We start from the raw sequence: 17384 nt of genomic DNA, 5'->3' as shown, positions 1-17384 counted from the left end.
TCTCATCCTGTGACGGGTGCGCCGCCATCGGCTGGCCGGAAGATCATCGCGACACCGTTGATGCAGTGACGCTTGCCGGTCGGCTGCGGTCCGTCGTCGAAGACGTGACCGAGATGGCCGCCGCAGCGCGAGCAATGCTCTTCCGTCCGCGGGAAAATCATACTCCAGTCGGACTTGAAGCCGACATTGCCCTTGATCTCGCTGGTGAAGCTCGGCCAGCCCGTGCCGCTATCGAACTTCGTTTCCGATTCAAAGACGGGCTGGTCACAGCCGGCGCAGTGATAAGTCCCTTTTTCCTTAATCTTCAGGAGCGGGCTGGTGAAGGCGCGCTCGGTATTTTCCTCACGCAACACGGCGAACTGCATGTCCGTCAGTTGAGCCCGCCATTCTTCCTCGGTCTTCGTCACCGGGAATTGTCCCTCCTCGGCGCGAGCGCCAAGGCCAAATGCCGCCCCAGCCACGAGTGCGGTTCCGCCGGCCAGTAAGAAACGTCTATTCATCGGGTTTCCTTTCCGTTTGGCACGAGTGAGGTGCTGTGAATTTCAGCCTGTTCTATCGGGATACGAAGTCGCTCACCCTATTGTTTCAAAAGTCTTCGCCCAAAAAAGAAAGCGGCCTGCCGCGTCGCCTCGAAAGGCGCCTGCCGACAGACCGCTCCGGCCATCCAAAGATGGCCCATCACGGCCGCATGCCCCTACGGCCGTGATGTCGGAGGTACGCTTACTGCTTCGGCAGCAGGACAGCGTCGATAACGTGAACGACACCGTTCGACTGCTTGACGTCAGCCGTCACCACGGTCGCGACCGTGCCATTCTCATCGGTAATGGTGATGTTGTCGCCGTCCATCTTGGCGCTCAGCGTGCAGGAGCCAAGTGTCGGGACAGGATGATCGCCATTATCATCGGCAATCATCTGCCCGATTGCGTCGGACATCGCGTTGGCGCTGACCACGTGGCACTTGAGAATATCGGCGAGCTGATCCTTGTTCTCATCCATCATCACGGTTTCAACGGTACCGTCCGGCAGAGCTTCGAAGGCTTCATTGGTCGGTGCGAACACGGTGAAAGGGCCTTCACCTGCCAGGGTCTCGGCCAGGCCGGCCTGTTTCACGGCAGCAACGAGAGTGGTCAGGTTCGGTGCGTTCGACGCGTTTTCGGTGATCGGCTTGTCAGCCATCATCTCCGCACCACCGACGGTGGGGTTATCCTGCGCGAAAGACGGGGCAGCAAAAGCGACTGCGGTACCGACCACGGCGTATTTGAGAAATTTCATAATGTATTTTCCTCCCTGTTGAGGGTCCGGGGGGACCAGATACGATCCCGTTCGCTCACCGATCGGGTCGTTCAACAGCAAGGACGAAGCGCAGCGGAAAAGAGTTTCAGTTTTTTTCGTTTTTTCAGACGACGGATCAGATTCCGTGGACATGACCGGCCGCAACGACCGGGCCTGTCGGCAATCCGGTCGGCGATCCACCCTCGGGTTCCATGCTGACCGCGAGCGTTGCATCACGTGTCATCATATCGGCATGGGCTTTCGGCATGACCATGTGAGCCACTTCATCTTCCGGCAAGACACCGAGCGAGACCGGATCGCTGCCATCGTGAATGACCCAGATCTCGTAGACGCCCTCGCTCGGCAAACCGCCGGAGACCCGCGTCAGATTCAGCGTACGGGACTGGTTCTCCCAAAGCGCAACGAAGCCGGCTTCGCTTTCAGTCGGCGAGAGAGAGGCGACCATTCTGCCATCTGCTTCGGTCTGGACCGGCTGGTCACCCGATGGCGGCACGAGCGAACTGTCGAACACCGGCAGGGCCAGAAGAATGACAACGGCGGCGGCAAGTCCGCTGGCCAGACCGCCAATGAAAGGCCACCAGCGGCGCGCCGGCTGCTCGCTCCGGCGACTCTGGACCGCAGACGAAGAGAAGAGGCGTCTATCCAGCGCTGTCTTGATCGAGGTCGGCGGCTTGATCTCGCCATAGACGTGATTCAATGGCGCAAGCCGTGCCGCCCACACATCCACCTTGTCGGCCAGGGTGCGGTCGTTCTCGACCGCCTCGGCAAATGCAGCGCGCTCGTCGGCCGGCAAAGTGCCAAGCACATACTCCGCAGCGCGCGGATCGCCAAAGGCGTCGTTCCAGTCCTGGTTCCGTTCCTGGCTCATGCTTCCAGGCAATGCCTCAGCTTCATCAGGCTGCGTCGCAGCCAGGTTCTCATCGTATTCAGCGGAACTTCGAAACGATCCGCCAGCTCAGCGTAGCTTGCCCCGTCGACATAGGCGCTGCGCACAGCCTGCGCGCGCCCGGCCTCCAGCTCTTCCATACATTCATCGATCCTGTCACCCTCGGACGAAAGTAGAGCCAGACGCTCCGGATCCGGATCGTCACTGGCGATATCGAACGCGGCGTCGATATCCTTCGTCGGGGCACGGCGGGAACGGATGCGGTCGATCGCATGGTTGCGAGCCACGGTGCAAAGCCATCCGACCGCGTTTTGAGAGGAAACGGCAAAACGATCAGCCCGCGTCCAGATCCGGACGAAAACTTCCTGCAATGCCTCTTCCGCCTCAGCGCGGTCTTTCAGAATACGAATGCAAATGGCAAAAAGTTTCGGCGAGATAGCTGTATAAAGCCGATCAAAGGCTTGCCGGTCTTTCAGCGAAACCCGGACGATCAGCTTCGCCACCTCTTCGGATGTCAGCTCTGTCGCCACCACTGTCCTTTCCGCTCCGGTTCACTTGCCGCTATGGACATCATGCACAGTTAAGCCAATTCAAGATGATATCGAGACCGCTGTCGAGGTTTTTGCTACCCCGGTTGCGCCACGCCCGCCTGCTCGCTAGAGCATTTCTGGCTTGTTTGACCCCAATCAAGTCGCCCATTCCACCCTACGAATTTTCCTTGCCGGATAATGTTTTCATGAGCGTCACCGATCTCAAGAATGCCGAAGAGCAGGCCCACCTTCTCGCGCAGGCGCTTCCCTATATGCAGCGCTACGAGAACAAGACCGTGGTGGTGAAGTATGGCGGCCACGCCATGGGCAACGAAGAACTCGGGCAGGCTTTCGCGCGCGATGTCGCGCTTCTGAAGCAGAGCGGCATCAATCCCGTCGTCGTTCACGGCGGCGGCCCGCAAATCGGACGGATGCTCGAGACAATGGGAATCGAGAGCCGCTTCGAAGGCGGCTTGCGCGTCACCGACAAACGCACCGTCGAGATCGTCGAAATGGTTCTCGCCGGCTCGATCAACAAGGAGATCGTCCGCATGATCAATGCGGAGGGCGAGTGGGCCATCGGGCTTTGCGGCAAGGACGGCAACATGGTCTTCGCCGAAAAAGCCGCCAAGACCGTCCGCGACCCCGACAGCAATATAGAGCGGGTTCTCGATCTCGGCTTCGTTGGCGAGCCGGTGGAGATCGACCGGACGTTGCTCGACCTTTTGGCCCATTCCGAAATGATCCCGGTTATCGCCCCGGTGGCACCGGGCCGCGACGGCCACACCTACAACATCAATGCCGATACGTTCGCGGGCGCGATTGCCGGCGCGCTGGAGGCCTCACGCCTTCTTTTCCTGACCGACGTATCAGGCGTCCTCGACAAGGACGGCAAGCTCATTCCGCAATTGACGGTTTCCGAATGCCGCCAGCTGATCGCCGAAGGCGTTGTAACGGGAGGCATGATCCCGAAGGTGGAAACCTGCATCCAGGCAATCGAGCAAGGTGTGCAGGGCGTCGTGATCGTCAATGGCAAGGCAGCTCACGCGGTGCTTCTGGAGCTCTTCACGTCGCACGGCGCCGGCACGCTGATCATGCCCTGAGCGTGCACGGACGATCAGCGCGATAACAGCAGAACAAGGATGCCGGCCACAATGAAGAGGCATCCGAGAATCTCGCGCTTCGCTATCTTTTCGCGAAAGATGAGGACGGTCGAGCCGAAGACGAAGAGCATTTCCACCTGCCCGAGCGCCTTGACCAGGGCCGCCTGCTGAAGCGTCATGGCGGCAAACCAGCCAAAACTTGTCAGCGCGCCGACAAGGCCGACCAGTGCCGCTGGCTTCCAGGCGCGCGCAACAGCCAGAAATTCGTCCCGCTCACGAAGCGCCATCCATACCATCATGACGATCGTCTGGATGGTGATCGCACAAAGCAATGTGAAAGACGCCTGGATCAGATAATCCGGGGCTGGCAGACTGGCATGAAGGCTGGTCGAGGCGGCGCGATAAGCCACTGCGGCAATGCCAAAGAAAAGGCCGGATGCAAGGCCGATGCCCGCTGTTCGTGTCAGAAGACCGGTGACGAGCCCTCCGATACTGAATGATGAGCGGGCAAGCGAGATCAGCATGACCCCGAATACGGTCAGGATAACCGCGACGGCCCCGCCGAACCCAAGCGATTCGCCTAGAAAGAGAATCCCGAACAGGGCGGCCTGGGCAGGCTCCGTCCGGCTATAGGCCGTCCCGACCGCAAAGTTACGATAGGAGAAGAGGTGGACCAGCAGAGCCTGCGCGACGATCTGGCTGATCGCCGCCACGAAAACCCAGAAGAGGAAAGGCTGCGAGAAAGCCGGACCGTAATGGCCGTAGTACCGCAGAAGTGCGTAGAGAATGGCGGCGACCGGTAGACCGAAACCGAACCGCACGAAGGTCGCACCCGTCGTGCCCATCCGCCCCTTCAGATACTTCTGGAGCGAAGAGCGGATGTTCTGCGAAAACGCTGCGGTAATGGTGATGAGGACCCAGATCGGCATCGCCTCCTATGGCTCCTCGTCTTCACGCGTGCAAGGGGCTGGCCCTGGGAGGCGATCCGACGCATATAGCGACAATGCAATCACTCGCGCCCGCTTTTTCCCATGTCACCGAATGGGTCTTCGATCTTGATAATACGCTTTATCCCGCGTCGGCCGATCTGTTCAGTCAGATCGACGTCCGGATGACGCAATGGATCGCCGATTATCTCGAGGTTGAGCGAGAAGAGGCGTTTCGGATACAGAAAGCGCTTTATCGCGAACACGGCACCACATTGCGCGGGCTGATCGAACGCCATGATATCGACCCGGACAGCTTCCTCGCCTTTGTCCACGATATCGATTATTCGCCGCTAAAACCGGATCGCGCACTCGGCGAAGCCATCAAAGCACTGCCGGGCCGCCGCTTCATCTTTACCAATGGCGACAAGCCTCACGCCGAGCGCACCGCACGGGCGCTCGGTATCCTGGATCATTTCGATGATATCTTTGACATTGTCGCGGCCAAGATGACGCCGAAACCGAGCGAAGCGACCTATCAGGCCTTTTTGGCAGCGCACGGTGTTCACGCGCAAAAGGCTGCGATGTTCGAAGATATGGCACGAAATCTGACCGTGCCGAAATCGCTTGGCATGGTGACGGTCCTCGTCGAACCAACCGAGCAGCCCCGTTTCAAGCAGTCCTGGGAAACGGAACGGGAAAGCGAGATCGACTTCGTGACAGCCGATCTCAGCGATTTCCTCACGCGTCTGGTCGGCGCGCTTTAGTCCATTTGCTTTCAGGCGCGGCGGCGCGGGTCGTTCTCGGCATATTCGGCGAGAGAAGAACGCTGCTGTTGCTGCGCCTGCTGATCGGCCTCATCCTGCTGGAGACGACCATCCTCGTTGAGCGGCTTTTTCAGCTTGTGGACGTCGGACGCGTCATTATCGCGATCCTTGCGCTGGTTCTCGCGCATCATTTCGTCATCGCTCGATGTAATGGACATGTGGCACCCTTTGGGTCTGGTCTTGCTTTCCGAGGCAACGGGGCCACGGGGAAGCTGGTTCCATACCCATTGTCGTACCGATAGGCTTACTCTTCGTTAAGGCTGTAGAATCGTGCGATTTCAGCCCACGCCTCTTCGGCCGTATCCACATAGGTCATGAGATCGGGATCATCCGGCGAAATCGTGCCCTGCGCCGCAAGAAATTCGGTGTTGATCGCCCCTTCCCAGAACGATTTGCCGAACAGCAGAACCGGCACGCGCTCCATCCGTCCGGTCTGAATGAGGGTGAGCGTCTCGAAAAGCTCGTCCATTGTGCCAAAGCCGCCGGGGAAGACGGTTACGGCCTTGGCCCGCATGATGAAATGCATCTTGCGAACCGCAAAATAATGGAAGTTGAAGCAGAGATCGGGCGTTACATACTGGTTCGGCGCCTGCTCATGCGGCAGGACGATATTAAGGCCGATGGATGGTGCGCCCACATCATGAGCGCCGCGGTTGCCGGCTTCCATGACGCCAGGACCACCGCCGGTCACCACCACGAATTCCTGAAAATCGGACAGGCGTGCATGTTCCGAACAGATCTGCGCGAATTTGCGCGCTTCCTCGTAGATCGCCGACAGCTCCGTGAGGTTCTTCTGCTGGGTCTCGTTCTTCGCGGCCCAGGCCTCGCCTCCGGGTTCAGGTATGCGGGCTCCACCAAACATGATGACCGTCGAGGCAATGCCATATTCGGTCAGGAGCATTTCCGGTTTCAGCAATTCCAGTTGCAGACGGACGGCGCGCAGATCGCGCTGCGTCATGAAATCCTCGTCCGCCCAGGCAAGACGGTAGGCCGGCGCTTCCGTCTGCGGGGTCGACGGAACGCTGCGCGCACGCGGCAAATCCTCACTGGAATGGGGCAGAGGCGTCCAGCCCTGCGGCTTGCGACTGCTCAACACCCTTTTTGCATTTCCATCCGGAGCCCCGGTCTTGTCATCCATTCAGAAGGCCTTTCTGCATTTCATACCCAAACTGAACCTGTTGCGCGGATTGACCACGCAAAGACCTATCGCATAGGGTCCGCCCGATTTTTCTGAGCCGGTTTTCATTCGCCTTGGTGCAAGGCCGGCACCCCAATAGTCAAGCGGAGACATAGTCCATGGCAAGCCGTGACCGCGCAGAGCTGGAACGCATCATCGAAAAAGCGTTCGATGAACGCGACGGCATCACCACTGAGACCAAGGGGGAAATACGCGATGCCGTCGGCGAAGCGCTCCACCTGCTCGACCGGGGAGAGGCACGCGTTGCATCACGCGAAGAGGACGGCCAATGGACCGTCCATCAATGGCTGAAGAAGGCCGTGCTGCTGTCGTTCCGACTTAACCCGATGGAGCTCATTCCGGGCAGCCCGGGCGGTGCCAATTGGTGGGACAAGGTTCCGAGCAAGTTCGATGCGTGGGGCGGTCAGGATTTTGAGAAAGCCGGCTTCCGTGCAGTGCCCGGCTGTTTCGTCCGCCGTTCCGCCCATATCGGCAAGGGCGTGGTGCTGATGCCGTCTTTCGTCAATCTCGGCGCTTATGTGGATGACGGCACGATGGTCGACACCTGGGCCACGGTCGGCTCCTGCGCGCAGATCGGCAAGAATGTGCATCTGTCAGGGGGGGTCGGGATCGGTGGCGTACTGGAGCCGCTTCAGGCCGGCCCGACAATCATCGAAGACAATTGCTTCATCGGAGCGCGGTCCGAGGTCGTCGAAGGCTGTATCGTCCGAGAGGGCGCGGTACTCGGCATGGGCGTCTATATCGGCAAGTCCACAAAGATCGTCGATCGCGAAACGGGCGAGATCCATATGGGCGAAGTGCCGCCCTACTCCGTCGTGGTTTCCGGCTCGATGCCCGGCAGGAATCTTCCCGGTCAGGACTACGGACCCAATCTCTACTGCGCAGTGATCGTCAAGAAGGTCGACGAACGGACCCGCAGCAAGACCTCGGTCAACGAGTTGCTAAGGGACTGATCGGCATTCGGACGGGAGCGCCGTCCTCGTTGAAAAGCGAAAAGGCGGGCCGCATGCCGATCATGCGGTCCGCCTTTTCTCCCCCGATACGGCGTCGCGCCCCCATCGCGCCAGCCGTCTCACGAAACATCAGATCCTCAAGCACTGAGCGCTTTCGCCCGCGCAAAAGCTAAGCCGGAGATCATATCTGGCTTCATCAGAGCGAAGCATCCCGACCCGATAGTCGGCCCTGAGATCGCTTCGCGTTGGATCAGTGCGATGAGTTAGGCATTTAGGTCAGCAATCGGACGAAAATGGGGCGGCGGGGCGTACCGCCGAAAAGTTCCATCGAAAGCAAAAAATATTTTTTGCCGCTTGGAACGACCTCAAACGCCGTTATCGCGCTCTTGCAGCCTCCGATTGCGCGGCGTAGCTAGGGCCATGACCATCACCACGACCGATCCCGTCGCAATACTCGCCGCGCTTATCCGATGTCCGTCCGTCACGCCCGAGGAAGGCGGCGCACTGGACCTTCTCCAATCGCTTCTCTCAGACCAGGGTTTTTCGGTCGATCGGCTGCCATTTCAGACGGAAGGGCGCCCGAAGATCGACAATCTTTACGCGAGCGCGGGGTCAGGCGGACCGCACCTGCTTTTTGCCGGCCATACCGATGTGGTTCCTGCTGGCGACGAGGCCGCCTGGTCGTCGCCGCCTTTCGGCGCGAAGGTTCGCGATGACGTCATGGTCGGTCGTGGCGCGGTCGACATGAAGGGAGGCATTGCCGCCTTTCTGGCCGCCTATGCGCGCTGCGTCGAAAAGCACGGGCGTTTGAAGGGCAAGGTCAGCCTTCTGATTACAGGCGACGAGGAAGGCCCTGCCCTCGACGGGACGGTACGTGTTCTGGACGCGCTCGATCAGCGCGGGGAAAAGTTCGATGCCTGCCTTGTTGGCGAGCCCACCAACCCGGAAATGATCGGTGACATGATCAAGGTCGGACGGCGCGGCAGCCACACCTGCACGCTGACCATTCGCGGCACACAGGGTCACGTTGCCTACCCCCATCTGGCGGACAACCCGATCCGGGCGCTGGTGCCAATGCTGAACGCACTGATGGACCCGCCGCTCGATCAGGGCTCCGAACGCTTTCAACCGTCCAATCTCGAGGTCACGACGGTCGAGATCGGAAATCAGGCGACCAACGTCGTTCCTGCCGAAGCAAGAGCGGTCTTCAACATCCGGTTCAACGATCATTGGACGGCTGAGACGCTTGTCGAGGAAATCGAACGCCGGCTCGCCGCTGCGGCGAAAGATACCTCCCTTCGTCCGGGCCGAGAGGCGATCGAATGGCAGACCGACTGGGTGCCGCGCGTTTCCGAGGTTTTCGTCACGCATGACGATCATCTGATCGGCACGTTGATGCGCGCCGTCGAATCGGTGACGGGACGTACGCCGGACCTTTCGACATCCGGTGGCACCTCCGATGCGAGATTCGTCAAAAACTACTGTCCTGTCGTCGAATTCGGACTGGTCGGGCAGACCATGCACAAGATCGACGAGCAGGTTCCTCTGGCAGACCTGGAGAGACTGACACGGGTATATGAGCGGTTCCTGACGGCATGGTTTGCCAAGGAGAGCCCTTCTTGAACGAAGCCTCCGTCCACGCCCTGCGAACCGTCTGGCAGATGATGCGGACGATGGAATCGGGCTTGCTGGGCCAGTTGGATCTCTCGCCCAAGGGTGCCCGCGCCTCGTTTCGCGCCATCCTGGTCGCCCTTCCATCGCTGGCCATCGGCTGGGTGGGCTCGGCTCGCGTCATCCTTGGAGCGGAAGCGACGGCCGAGCAGATGGTATCGCTCATCACGGGCATCGCGCTGAGTGGTCTTGTGGAATGGATGGTCCCTCTGGTCGTTTTCATACCATTGCTGTGGGCGGTGGGGCTGGGGCCTCGTTACAACGCCTTTCTCGTGACGACCAACTGGGCAGGCGCCATATTCGCCTTTCTCGCCGTGCCGATCGGGGTTGGTCGAATTCTGTTTCCGACTGCCGCCGAATTCGATGCGATCCTAATTCTGGTCATCCTCGGCATCATCTCCGCCCTCTATTGGCGGTTACTGCGCGCGGCGCTCGGTATCGGCGGCGGACAGGCGGTGGCCTTTGTATTCATCAGCCTCTTGCTCAGCATGTTGAGCAGCTACGGCATGGCCGAGGCCCTCGGCCTTCAATTTGGCTGAGACGCACCTTCGGCAGACCTGTAGGAAACCGCGGAGAGATAGAGGCCGTGCGCGGGGGCGACCGGCCCGCATGCCTTTCGATCCATGGCCTCGAGCGCTTGCTTAAGATCGTCAGCGGACCATTTGCCGTCGCCGACCAGCTTTAGCGACCCGGCCAGAGAGCGGACCTGATTGTGCAAAAAAGACCGGGCGGCGGCGTGGATATGAATTTCGTGCTCATCGATCCGCTCGGCCCATAACTCGTCCAGCGTACGGATCGGCGATTTCGCCTGGCAGTCGGCAGCGCGAAAGGTTGTGAAATCGTGGGTGCCAAGCAGACGCTTCGCCCCTTCATTCATCCTGTCGACGTCAAGAAGGCCCTTTCGGATCCACCAAGCGCGCTCCCGCTCGACCGTTAGCGGCGCACGGCGATTGATGATTCGATAAAGATAGCGGCGGCCGGTTGCCGAGAAGCGCGCCGAAAAATCATTGCCGACGGTCTCGCAATCCAGAAAAGCGACACGCTCATTGGCTTGGACGAGGAGAGCGTTGAGTGCCTCCATGACCCGAAAGGGCGTCTTGCCGGCCGGAATGTCAAAGTGGATGACCTGCGCCAGAGCGTGGACGCCGGTATCGGTGCGGCCCGCCGCGGTCAGCCGAACATCTGCACCGCAAAGGGAGTAGATCGCCTCTTCGATCGCCTGCTGCACCGAATGGCCGTTCGCCTGGCGCTGAAAGCCCTTATAGGGCGTGCCATCATATTCGACGGTTGCGCGATAACGCTGCGTTGGCTGCTCATCACTCATGGCAGCCGATCACCGACCGCCAGTGCGTTGCCCCGCAGGAAATCGTCGACATCGAGTGGCTTGCCGCCAGCCTTTTGCAGCCGCTCCAGAGCAACCGCGCCCTGCCCGCAGGCAATGACGGCCGGCTCGCCGACAAGCGTGCCGGCGGGTGTACCGTCGAGAGCATCGGAGCGGACAAGCCGCGTCTTCAGAATTTTGACCCGCTCGCGACGGCCAGCAAGATCCATCTCGCACCAAACCCCTGGAAAGGGCGACAGCCCACGCACATGATCATGCACTGCCTGCGCATCGGCGCTCCAGTCGATCCGGGTTTCGGCCTTGGCGATCTTGCCGGCATAGGTCACACCCTCCTCCGGCTGGGGCGTCAGGGTGATCTCCCCAGCTTCCAGCGCCGCGATCGCGTCGACCATCAGCGACGCGCCGGCCTCTGCCAATTGATCATGGAGTTCGCCAGCCGTCATGTCGCTTTCGATGGGCACCCGCTTTTCCATCGCGACGGGTCCGGTATCAAGACCGGCTTCCATCTTCATGACCATCATCGCGGTTTCGCGATCGCCGGCCATGATGGCCCGCTGTATCGGCGCCGCACCACGCCAGCGCGGCAGGGCGGACGCGTGAGCGTTGAAACAGCCATGGCGGGGCGCATCCAGGACCGGCTGCGGCAGAAGCAGCCCGTAGGCCACGACAATGCCGACATCGGCGTCCAGCGTGGCGAATTGTTCCTGTTCGTCCGCACTCTTCAATGCCGAGGGATGCCGAACGCAAAGTCCCAACTCGTCCGCCGCGCGATGAACGGGAGACGGTGTCAGTTCCAGGCCACGGCGGCCTGCCGGACGGGGCGGCTGGGTATAGACCGCACGAATTTCGTGTCCAGCCTCATGGAGAGCGCGAAGGGTCGGAACCGAGAAATCCGGCGTACCCATGAAGATGACGGAGAGAGCCATGGGTCCCCACTCCCTGCGGGATTGCGATCAGAGCAGGCGGGTACCGCCCCGCTCCTTGGCGAGTTTCTTGAATTTCTTGATCACCATCTCGCGCTTCAGCCGCGATATGTGATCGATGAAAAGAACGCCTTCCAGATGGTCGATTTCGTGCTGGAGGCAGGTCGCCATCAATCCGTCCGCCTCGATCGTCTGCTTCTCGCCGGCAAGGTCCAGATACTCGACGGTCACGGTTGCGGGACGTTGAACTTGGGCGAAATAGTCCGGGATCGAGAGGCACCCCTCTTCATAAACATTCGGTTCGTCGCCATGCGCGACGATCGTCGGATTGATGAAGATATGCGGCGCGGGTTCGTCATCGTCTTTCGCCAGATCGATGGTGATGAGGCGCAGCGGCTCGGCGATCTGGATGGCGGCCAGTCCGATCCCCGGCGCTTCATACATCGTGGCCAGCATGTCGTCAGCGAGTTTGCGCACATCGTCATCGATCCGCTCGACCGGTTTCGAGGCCTGTCGGAGAATCGGATCTGGAATGACGACGAGTGGACGTTGCGTGCCTGACATGGAGGCGGTTTCTAAGCCGGACGCCAGCGATGTCAACTCTTGAAACGGTAAGGCTTCCGCAAGGACGTTTCTGATATGTTCTTGTCGTCTATCGACAAATCTGACAGTGTCGCTTCATGGAGACCGCTTCTCTGACAATGCCGATCGCTCTTCCCGGCGGATTGACGCTTCCGCTCTGGATGCTGGCTAGCGCTCTTTTGATTTTCGCTGTCGTGATCGGCCGCATGACGGCGGGACGGCACAACCTTGCTCGCGTGGAACATCAACAGGCCGAACTGGCTGGGCGTCTCGGCGCGCTGGCCGATCATATTGGCGAGCGGCAGGAAGCGCTGGATGCGCGCCTTGCCCGGCGGCTTGAATCGCTCTCTGGCCGGCTTGGCGAAAGCCTGACGAAGCAGAACAAGGCGACGCAGACCAACCTCACGGAACTGGCCGAACGGCTGGCAGTGATCGACAGCGCCCAACGCAATATCGGCGAACTGGCCGGAGAGATGATGGGTTTGCAGGCCATCCTCGCCGACAAGCAGACACGCGGACTGTTTGGCGAGAGACGGATGGAAGCCATCCTGCGCGACGCCCTGCCGGTGGGCAGCTTCGACCTGCAAACACGGCTGTCATCCGGCACCCGACCGGACGCGCTGGTTCACCTTCCCGGCGGCGCCCCGCCGCTTGCCATCGACGCGAAATTTCCGCTTGAAGCCTGGCGTGCGCTCGGAGAGGCGGATGACGATCTGACACGCGATGCCGCCCGAAAGCGCTTCCGCCGCGATATGGCGGTTCATGTCGATGCCGTGGCAGACAAATATCTCCGTCCCGGCGAAACTCAGGATTTCGCCTTTCTGTTCGTGCCGTCGGAGAGCGTCTTCGCCGACCTTCACGAGCATTTTGGGCCGATCGTCGAGCGCGCGGCGCGTCGACGGGTTATGCTCGTTTCGCCATCTCTTCTGATGCTCGCCCTCGGCATCGTTCACTCGATGCGCCGCGACGAAGCCATGGCACGCGAGGCTCACCGCATTCAGGCCGAAGTCGCTGCCCTCATGGATGAAATCGGCGCAGTCGATACGCTGCTCGGCAAACTGCAATCGCATTTTGGCCAGAGCCAAAAGGACATCGACGCGCTAGCCCGCACGATCGGACGCCTTACCCGCCGGGGTGACGCGATCGCGGCCGTCGAACTCTCTCCCAAGGACGATGCCGATTCCGCGATGGCCGCGGAGTAATTCGACCTCCGCGCCCTGTCTGAAAACGGCGGGTGACATATCTTAATTGGCGAATATCACCTCAACCACCGAGGAGGAACCCGCATGCAGGAAGAAAAGCTGGACAATGGCGTATTCGAGCGCTGGTCCGTCGACGATCTGGCCGAGGCGCTCTCCAGAAAGTCGGTCGTCGTCATCGATGTCCGTACGCCTCAGGAATATCTCTTCGAGCATATCGAAGGAGCTCTGAATGCGCCCATGGCCTTTGTCGACGGCACCGATCTGCCGAGCCGGGAAGGCAAGCCCATCGTCCTTCATTGCGGTTCGGGCCTGCGTTCCGAACGCGTAGCGAAAAAATATATGTCAGGGGTCGGTGGCCGTATCGCTCATCTGGAAGGTGGCTTCGCCAAGTGGAAAGAGGCCAGGAAGCCCTATATCGGCACGGACATGGCGACCGGAAATCCCAAGAAGGTCGCGCCCTCAGAATAGACAATCAAAGGTAAGATCGATGAGTATTACCGCCCGCCAGATCGTATTGGCGCAACATCCGCACGGAATGCCCACGGACGAGGACCTGCCGCTCAGGGAGAAGACCCTTGATGCACCGGCGCAGGGCGAAGTTTTGGTGCGTGTCATTTATCTCTCCCTTGATCCCTATATGCGCGGTCGTATGAGTCAGGCGAAAAGCTATGCGGCGGGGGTCGAGATCGGTCAGCCGATCACGGCCGAAAGCATCTGTGAGGTCGCGGACAGCAAAGCCGACGGCCTCTCGAAGGGCGATATCGTCCTGGCGCGGACGGGGTGGGTCGACCATGCCGTCATTAGGGGCGAGGATTGTCGGAAGATCGATCCCTCGCTGGCGCCGATCTCCACTCATCTTGGCGTCATGGGCATGCCGGGCTTTACCGCCTGGGTCGGTCTTATCGTTCACGGCAAGGTGAAGAGTGGCGACAGGGTATGCGTTTCTTCCGCCGCAGGCGCTGTCGGTCAGATCGTCGGCCAGATTGCCAAGGCGAAAGGCGCAACCGCCATCGGCATCGCGGGCGGACCGGAGAAGTGCCAGGAAGTCGAAGAAACCTTCGGCTTTGACGCGTGCGTCGATTACAAGACGGGCGACTTCAAATCATCGCTTGAATCCGCCGCAGGCGATGGTTTCGATATCTATTTCGAAAATGTCGGTGGTGACGTGCTCTTCAAAGTTCTGCCGCTGATGAAAGAGTTCGGCCGTGTGCCGCTCTGCGGCATGATCGCATGGTACAATCTGACCAGCGCGCCGGAAGGGCCCGACATGGCGCCGCAGATCTGGCGCAACATCCTCTCCAAAAAGCTGACGGTTCGTGGCTTCATCAATTACGATGATATCGAGCATCACGATGCCTTCCTTCAAGACATGAGCGGATGGCTGAAGGATGGAACAGTGAAATATCGCGAAGATATTCGCGACGGGTTGGAGAATGCACCGGCCTATTTCCGCGATCTTCTGTCGGGTGGCAATCGCGGCAAGATGGTCGTCAAGGTCGGCGAAGACCCGACCGAATGAGGCTTACGCGGGCGGCTATTTCAGCCGCCCCACCATCGCCTTTGTGGGGAAGCAGGTCGCCCTTTGTCCGCTGCGCTTCTGCCAGGCGCCGATCTCGCGGCGTGTCTTGAAGCCAGGCAGGCCGTCAGCGCCGCCAACGTCCTTGCCCTCGCGCTCCAGGGCGCGCTGCATCACCGCGATATCGGAACGGTAGAGGCCGCCAATATCACCCCAACCGGCGGAAAAATCACCGACGCCATATTGGATGCGGTCACCGACATGACCGACAAAAAGCGCGTAGAGGTCGCTCTCATTGTAATCCTTGATGACGTAAAAATTCGGCGTCACCAGAAAAGCCGGGCCGTAGCGGCCTGCAGGCAGCATAAGGTACATCTCGCCCTTGCGTTCGACATCCGGGAAGGGCTTTCCGGAAACACGGCGAATGCCCATCGCCTCCCAATCGGCCAACGGACGGCCGCGATCCGGACCTTCCAGCGTGCAGGACACGTTCGCGGGCAAGGTGATTTCATAGCCCCAGTCCCGGCCCGGCACCCAGCCATAATGACGCAAATAATTGCCGATCGATGCAATCGTATCGGCTTCGGAGCGCCATATATCAGCACGCCCGTCGCCATCGCCATCGGCGGCATGTTTCAAAAAATTCGAGGGCATGAATTGCGGTTGACCGAGCGCCCCCGCCCAAGAACTCTTCATCGCGGCCTCGGGTGCATGTCCGGCCTCCGCGATCTTCAAGGCAGCGACCAGTTCATCGCGGAAATAGGCCGCGCGGGTTGCCATGAAGCCCTTTGTGCCAAGAACCTCGAAGACATTGTGGGGAATCGCCACGCGGCCATAGCCGCTTTCGCGACCCCAGATCGCCAGAATGATCCGCGCCGGAACGCCCGTGGCGCGCTCGACAGCCGCCAAGCTCCGCGCGTGAACCCTGGCCATCTGACGTCCGACAGACGTCGCGCCGTCGACCGAACCGCGATTGAAATACTTTACGGGCGAACCGAACTCGGCCTGTCGCTGCCGTTTCGGTGTCTGGGGCTTGCTGCCGGGCGGCACGAGATCGGGCAGATCCCAATTTAATGACACCCCGCGAAAGGCCTTATCGAAGGTTGCGCGCGAAACGCCATCCGCCTTCGCCGCCGGCCAGATATCGTTTTGCAGCCAGGTTTGATATTGCCGCTCGACCGCCTGTCGATCCTGCGCCATGGCGGAAGCGGCAAAAAGGCCCGCGCAGATCAGAACGGCGATCGAGAATGCGGCCGACTTTCTGTTCGGCCCAGTCATCAGAGCGGCTTTGCGCCTTCCGACGCAAAGCTTTCGACGAGCGGCATCATATCCTCCATCTGCGGGAACCGCTCGAATGAGTGGGCCGCACCGGTCTCGGCAAAGGGCAGCTTTTCCGCCGTCTGCGTTTCGACGAAAGGCGCGAACCAGGAAGCGTCATCGAGCATCGTCGCTCGCAAATTGGTGAAGTCCATTCCCTCGGGCATGGTGGTGAATATCCACGAGTGGCACTGCGGACAGAAATGATGCGTATACCCGGCCCCGTCCTCGGCTTCCCTTGTGTCCAACGACGGACCTTCAGCGGAGAAGCCGGGATTAGGGATGGCCATGGAAAGCGAATAGGCGCTCCCGCTCATGCGCTGGCAGCCCTTGCAATGGCAGGCCATGGTAATCAGCGGCGGGGCCGAAACGGTCATTTCAACAGCGCCGCAGCGGCAATGGGCCTTCCAAGGCAGTTTCCAATGATCAGCCATCACGCCTCCTGCTGAGATGATTCGTCCCAGCCTAACCCACAGAAAGCACAGTGACACGTCAGAACTTCGTGCGGCTCTTCAGCGCGGCGGCAAGCGTGCCATCGTCCAGATAATCCAGCTCGCCTCCGACCGGAACCCCGTGAGCGAGGCGGGTGACGGCAACGTCGTAATCGGCAAGACGGTCGGTGATGTAATGGGCCGTCGTCTGCCCCTCCACGGTGGCGTTGACGGCAAGGATCAATTCGCTGATGCCGCCTGCATGCACCCGGTCAACCAGGGCTGCGATGGAAAGATCGTCGGGCCCGATCCCGTCGAGCGGCGACAGGACGCCGCCGAGCACGTGATAGAGAACATTCGGCATGGCGGCGGCGCGCTCCAGCGCCCAGAGATCGGCCACCTCCTCGACTACGATCACCGTGCCCGTCTGGCGGCGCGGGTCGGAGCAGATCGCGCAAGGATCGGAGGTATCGGCGTTGCCGCAGGTCGAACAGGTCGTCACGCGCTCGTGAACCAGCGCCATGGCTTCCGCCAGCGGTCCCATCAGCTGATCTTTCTTCTTGATCATCTGAAGGGCCGCCCGGCGAGCCGAACGGGGTCCTAGCCCCGGCACACGTGCCAGAAGCTGGATCAATTTTTCGATTTCCGGGCCCGCGATGCGTCTTCCACTCATGGCACTGTCCT

The 17384-nt window shown here is 60.5% G+C and carries 21 protein-coding genes; 8 read left to right on the top strand and 13 right to left on the bottom strand.

The features are described 5' to 3' along the window. Positions 1 to 2 precede the first annotated feature (2 nt). From msrB to D8780_RS01400, 4 genes are all read right to left on the bottom strand, one after another. Entirely contained in the window at positions 3 to 500 is a 498-nt protein-coding gene (gene msrB / locus D8780_RS01415) for a peptide-methionine (R)-S-oxide reductase MsrB (protein WP_121644038.1), read from the bottom strand. A 220-nt stretch (positions 501 to 720) separates the two neighbouring features. After that, positions 721 to 1272 (bottom strand): fasciclin domain-containing protein, encoded by a 552-nt coding sequence (locus tag D8780_RS01410; RefSeq protein WP_121644037.1) that lies wholly within the window; start codon positions 1270 to 1272, stop codon positions 721 to 723. A gap of 136 nt (positions 1273 to 1408) precedes the next feature. Continuing rightward, positions 1409 to 2161 carry an anti-sigma factor gene (locus D8780_RS01405; RefSeq protein ID WP_121644036.1) on the bottom strand — a complete coding sequence of 251 codons (753 nt, stop codon included), beginning with the start codon at positions 2159 to 2161 and terminating at the stop codon, positions 1409 to 1411. Beyond that, positions 2158 to 2697: a sigma-70 family RNA polymerase sigma factor gene (locus tag D8780_RS01400; RefSeq protein ID WP_121646282.1), complete on the bottom strand. Its 540-nt coding sequence runs from the start codon at positions 2695 to 2697 to the stop codon at positions 2158 to 2160. The genes D8780_RS01405 and D8780_RS01400 overlap by 4 nt, the downstream gene beginning before the upstream one ends. Before the next feature lie 218 nt (positions 2698 to 2915). Here D8780_RS01400 and argB point away from each other — a divergent pair, with 218 nt between their 5' ends. After that, positions 2916 to 3812, top strand: a complete 897-nt coding sequence (argB, locus tag D8780_RS01395) for an acetylglutamate kinase (protein ID WP_121644035.1) — start codon at positions 2916 to 2918, stop codon at positions 3810 to 3812. Between the two features lie 14 nt (positions 3813 to 3826). On the opposite strand, the gene D8780_RS01390 is transcribed toward argB, so the two are convergent. Then, positions 3827 to 4741 carry a DMT family transporter gene (locus D8780_RS01390; RefSeq protein WP_121644034.1) on the bottom strand — a complete coding sequence of 305 codons (915 nt, stop codon included), beginning with the start codon at positions 4739 to 4741 and terminating at the stop codon, positions 3827 to 3829. Between the two features lie 74 nt (positions 4742 to 4815). Here D8780_RS01390 and D8780_RS01385 point away from each other — a divergent pair, with 74 nt between their 5' ends. After that, positions 4816 to 5505 (top strand): pyrimidine 5'-nucleotidase, encoded by a 690-nt coding sequence (locus D8780_RS01385; RefSeq protein ID WP_199699539.1) that lies wholly within the window; start codon positions 4816 to 4818, stop codon positions 5503 to 5505. A gap of 11 nt (positions 5506 to 5516) precedes the next feature. On the opposite strand, the gene D8780_RS01380 is transcribed toward D8780_RS01385, so the two are convergent. Further along, entirely contained in the window at positions 5517 to 5723 is a 207-nt protein-coding gene (locus tag D8780_RS01380) for a hypothetical protein (RefSeq protein WP_121644032.1), read from the bottom strand. Positions 5724 to 5809: 86 nt separating this feature from the next. After that, complete coding sequence (locus D8780_RS01375) at positions 5810 to 6703, bottom strand: LOG family protein (protein WP_121644031.1); 894 nt, start codon at positions 6701 to 6703, stop codon at positions 5810 to 5812. Between the two features lie 158 nt (positions 6704 to 6861). Between D8780_RS01375 and dapD the strand changes: the two genes are divergently transcribed. The 3 genes from dapD (at position 6862) to D8780_RS01360 (ending at position 9926) form a co-directional block, all read left to right on the top strand. Continuing rightward, positions 6862 to 7716 carry a 2,3,4,5-tetrahydropyridine-2,6-dicarboxylate N-succinyltransferase gene (gene dapD, locus D8780_RS01370; protein WP_121644030.1) on the top strand — a complete coding sequence of 285 codons (855 nt, stop codon included), beginning with the start codon at positions 6862 to 6864 and terminating at the stop codon, positions 7714 to 7716. 426 nt (positions 7717 to 8142) lie between these two features. Beyond that, entirely contained in the window at positions 8143 to 9339 is a 1197-nt protein-coding gene (dapE, locus tag D8780_RS01365) for a succinyl-diaminopimelate desuccinylase (protein ID WP_121646281.1), read from the top strand. Next, positions 9336 to 9926 carry a hypothetical protein gene (locus D8780_RS01360; protein ID WP_121644029.1) on the top strand — a complete coding sequence of 197 codons (591 nt, stop codon included), beginning with the start codon at positions 9336 to 9338 and terminating at the stop codon, positions 9924 to 9926. Before dapE ends, D8780_RS01360 begins: the two co-directional genes overlap by 4 nt. Here D8780_RS01360 and truA read toward each other — a convergent pair. Genes truA through def form a run of 3 tightly spaced genes read right to left on the bottom strand, consistent with a single transcriptional unit; the run spans position 9914 to position 12216 of the window. Continuing rightward, positions 9914 to 10711, bottom strand: a complete 798-nt coding sequence (gene truA / locus D8780_RS01355; RefSeq protein WP_121644028.1) for a tRNA pseudouridine(38-40) synthase TruA — start codon at positions 10709 to 10711, stop codon at positions 9914 to 9916. The two genes, D8780_RS01360 and truA, sit on opposite strands and share 13 nt — an antisense overlap. Beyond that, positions 10708 to 11655, bottom strand: coding sequence for a methionyl-tRNA formyltransferase (fmt, locus tag D8780_RS01350; RefSeq protein WP_121644027.1), 948 nt, complete (start codon positions 11653 to 11655; stop codon positions 10708 to 10710). The genes truA and fmt overlap by 4 nt, the downstream gene beginning before the upstream one ends. Before the next feature lie 27 nt (positions 11656 to 11682). Continuing rightward, the gene (gene def / locus D8780_RS01345) at positions 11683 to 12216 is read right to left on the bottom strand and encodes a peptide deformylase (RefSeq protein ID WP_121644026.1); all 534 of its coding nucleotides are present in this window, start codon (positions 12214 to 12216) and stop codon (positions 11683 to 11685) included. Positions 12217 to 12332: 116 nt separating this feature from the next. Between def and D8780_RS01340 the strand changes: the two genes are divergently transcribed. The 3 genes from D8780_RS01340 (at position 12333) to D8780_RS01330 (ending at position 14955) form a co-directional block, all read left to right on the top strand. Beyond that, complete coding sequence (locus D8780_RS01340; RefSeq protein WP_121644025.1) at positions 12333 to 13436, top strand: DNA recombination protein RmuC; 1104 nt, start codon at positions 12333 to 12335, stop codon at positions 13434 to 13436. Between the two features lie 84 nt (positions 13437 to 13520). Next, entirely contained in the window at positions 13521 to 13904 is a 384-nt protein-coding gene (locus D8780_RS01335; protein WP_121644024.1) for a rhodanese-like domain-containing protein, read from the top strand. Positions 13905 to 13923: 19 nt separating this feature from the next. Next, positions 13924 to 14955, top strand: a complete 1032-nt coding sequence (locus D8780_RS01330; protein WP_121644023.1) for an NADP-dependent oxidoreductase — start codon at positions 13924 to 13926, stop codon at positions 14953 to 14955. 15 nt (positions 14956 to 14970) lie between these two features. On the opposite strand, the gene D8780_RS01325 is transcribed toward D8780_RS01330, so the two are convergent. The 3 genes from D8780_RS01325 to recR are packed head-to-tail and all read right to left on the bottom strand — an operon-like array spanning position 14971 to position 17373. Continuing rightward, the gene (locus tag D8780_RS01325; protein WP_121644022.1) at positions 14971 to 16230 is read right to left on the bottom strand and encodes a lytic murein transglycosylase; all 1260 of its coding nucleotides are present in this window, start codon (positions 16228 to 16230) and stop codon (positions 14971 to 14973) included. Further along, positions 16230 to 16703: a GFA family protein gene (locus tag D8780_RS01320; RefSeq protein ID WP_121644021.1), complete on the bottom strand. Its 474-nt coding sequence runs from the start codon at positions 16701 to 16703 to the stop codon at positions 16230 to 16232. Before D8780_RS01320 ends, D8780_RS01325 begins: the two co-directional genes overlap by 1 nt. A 58-nt stretch (positions 16704 to 16761) precedes the next feature. Continuing rightward, positions 16762 to 17373 (bottom strand): recombination mediator RecR, encoded by a 612-nt coding sequence (gene recR / locus D8780_RS01315; RefSeq protein WP_121644020.1) that lies wholly within the window; start codon positions 17371 to 17373, stop codon positions 16762 to 16764. Positions 17374 to 17384 lie beyond the last annotated feature (11 nt).

The organism is Notoacmeibacter ruber, from assembly GCF_003668555.1.
GTDB lineage: Bacteria > Pseudomonadota > Alphaproteobacteria > Rhizobiales > Rhizobiaceae > Notoacmeibacter > Notoacmeibacter ruber.
The sequence above is the reverse complement of the archived record's forward strand: the minus strand, read 5'-3'. Positions and strand labels throughout refer to the sequence as shown.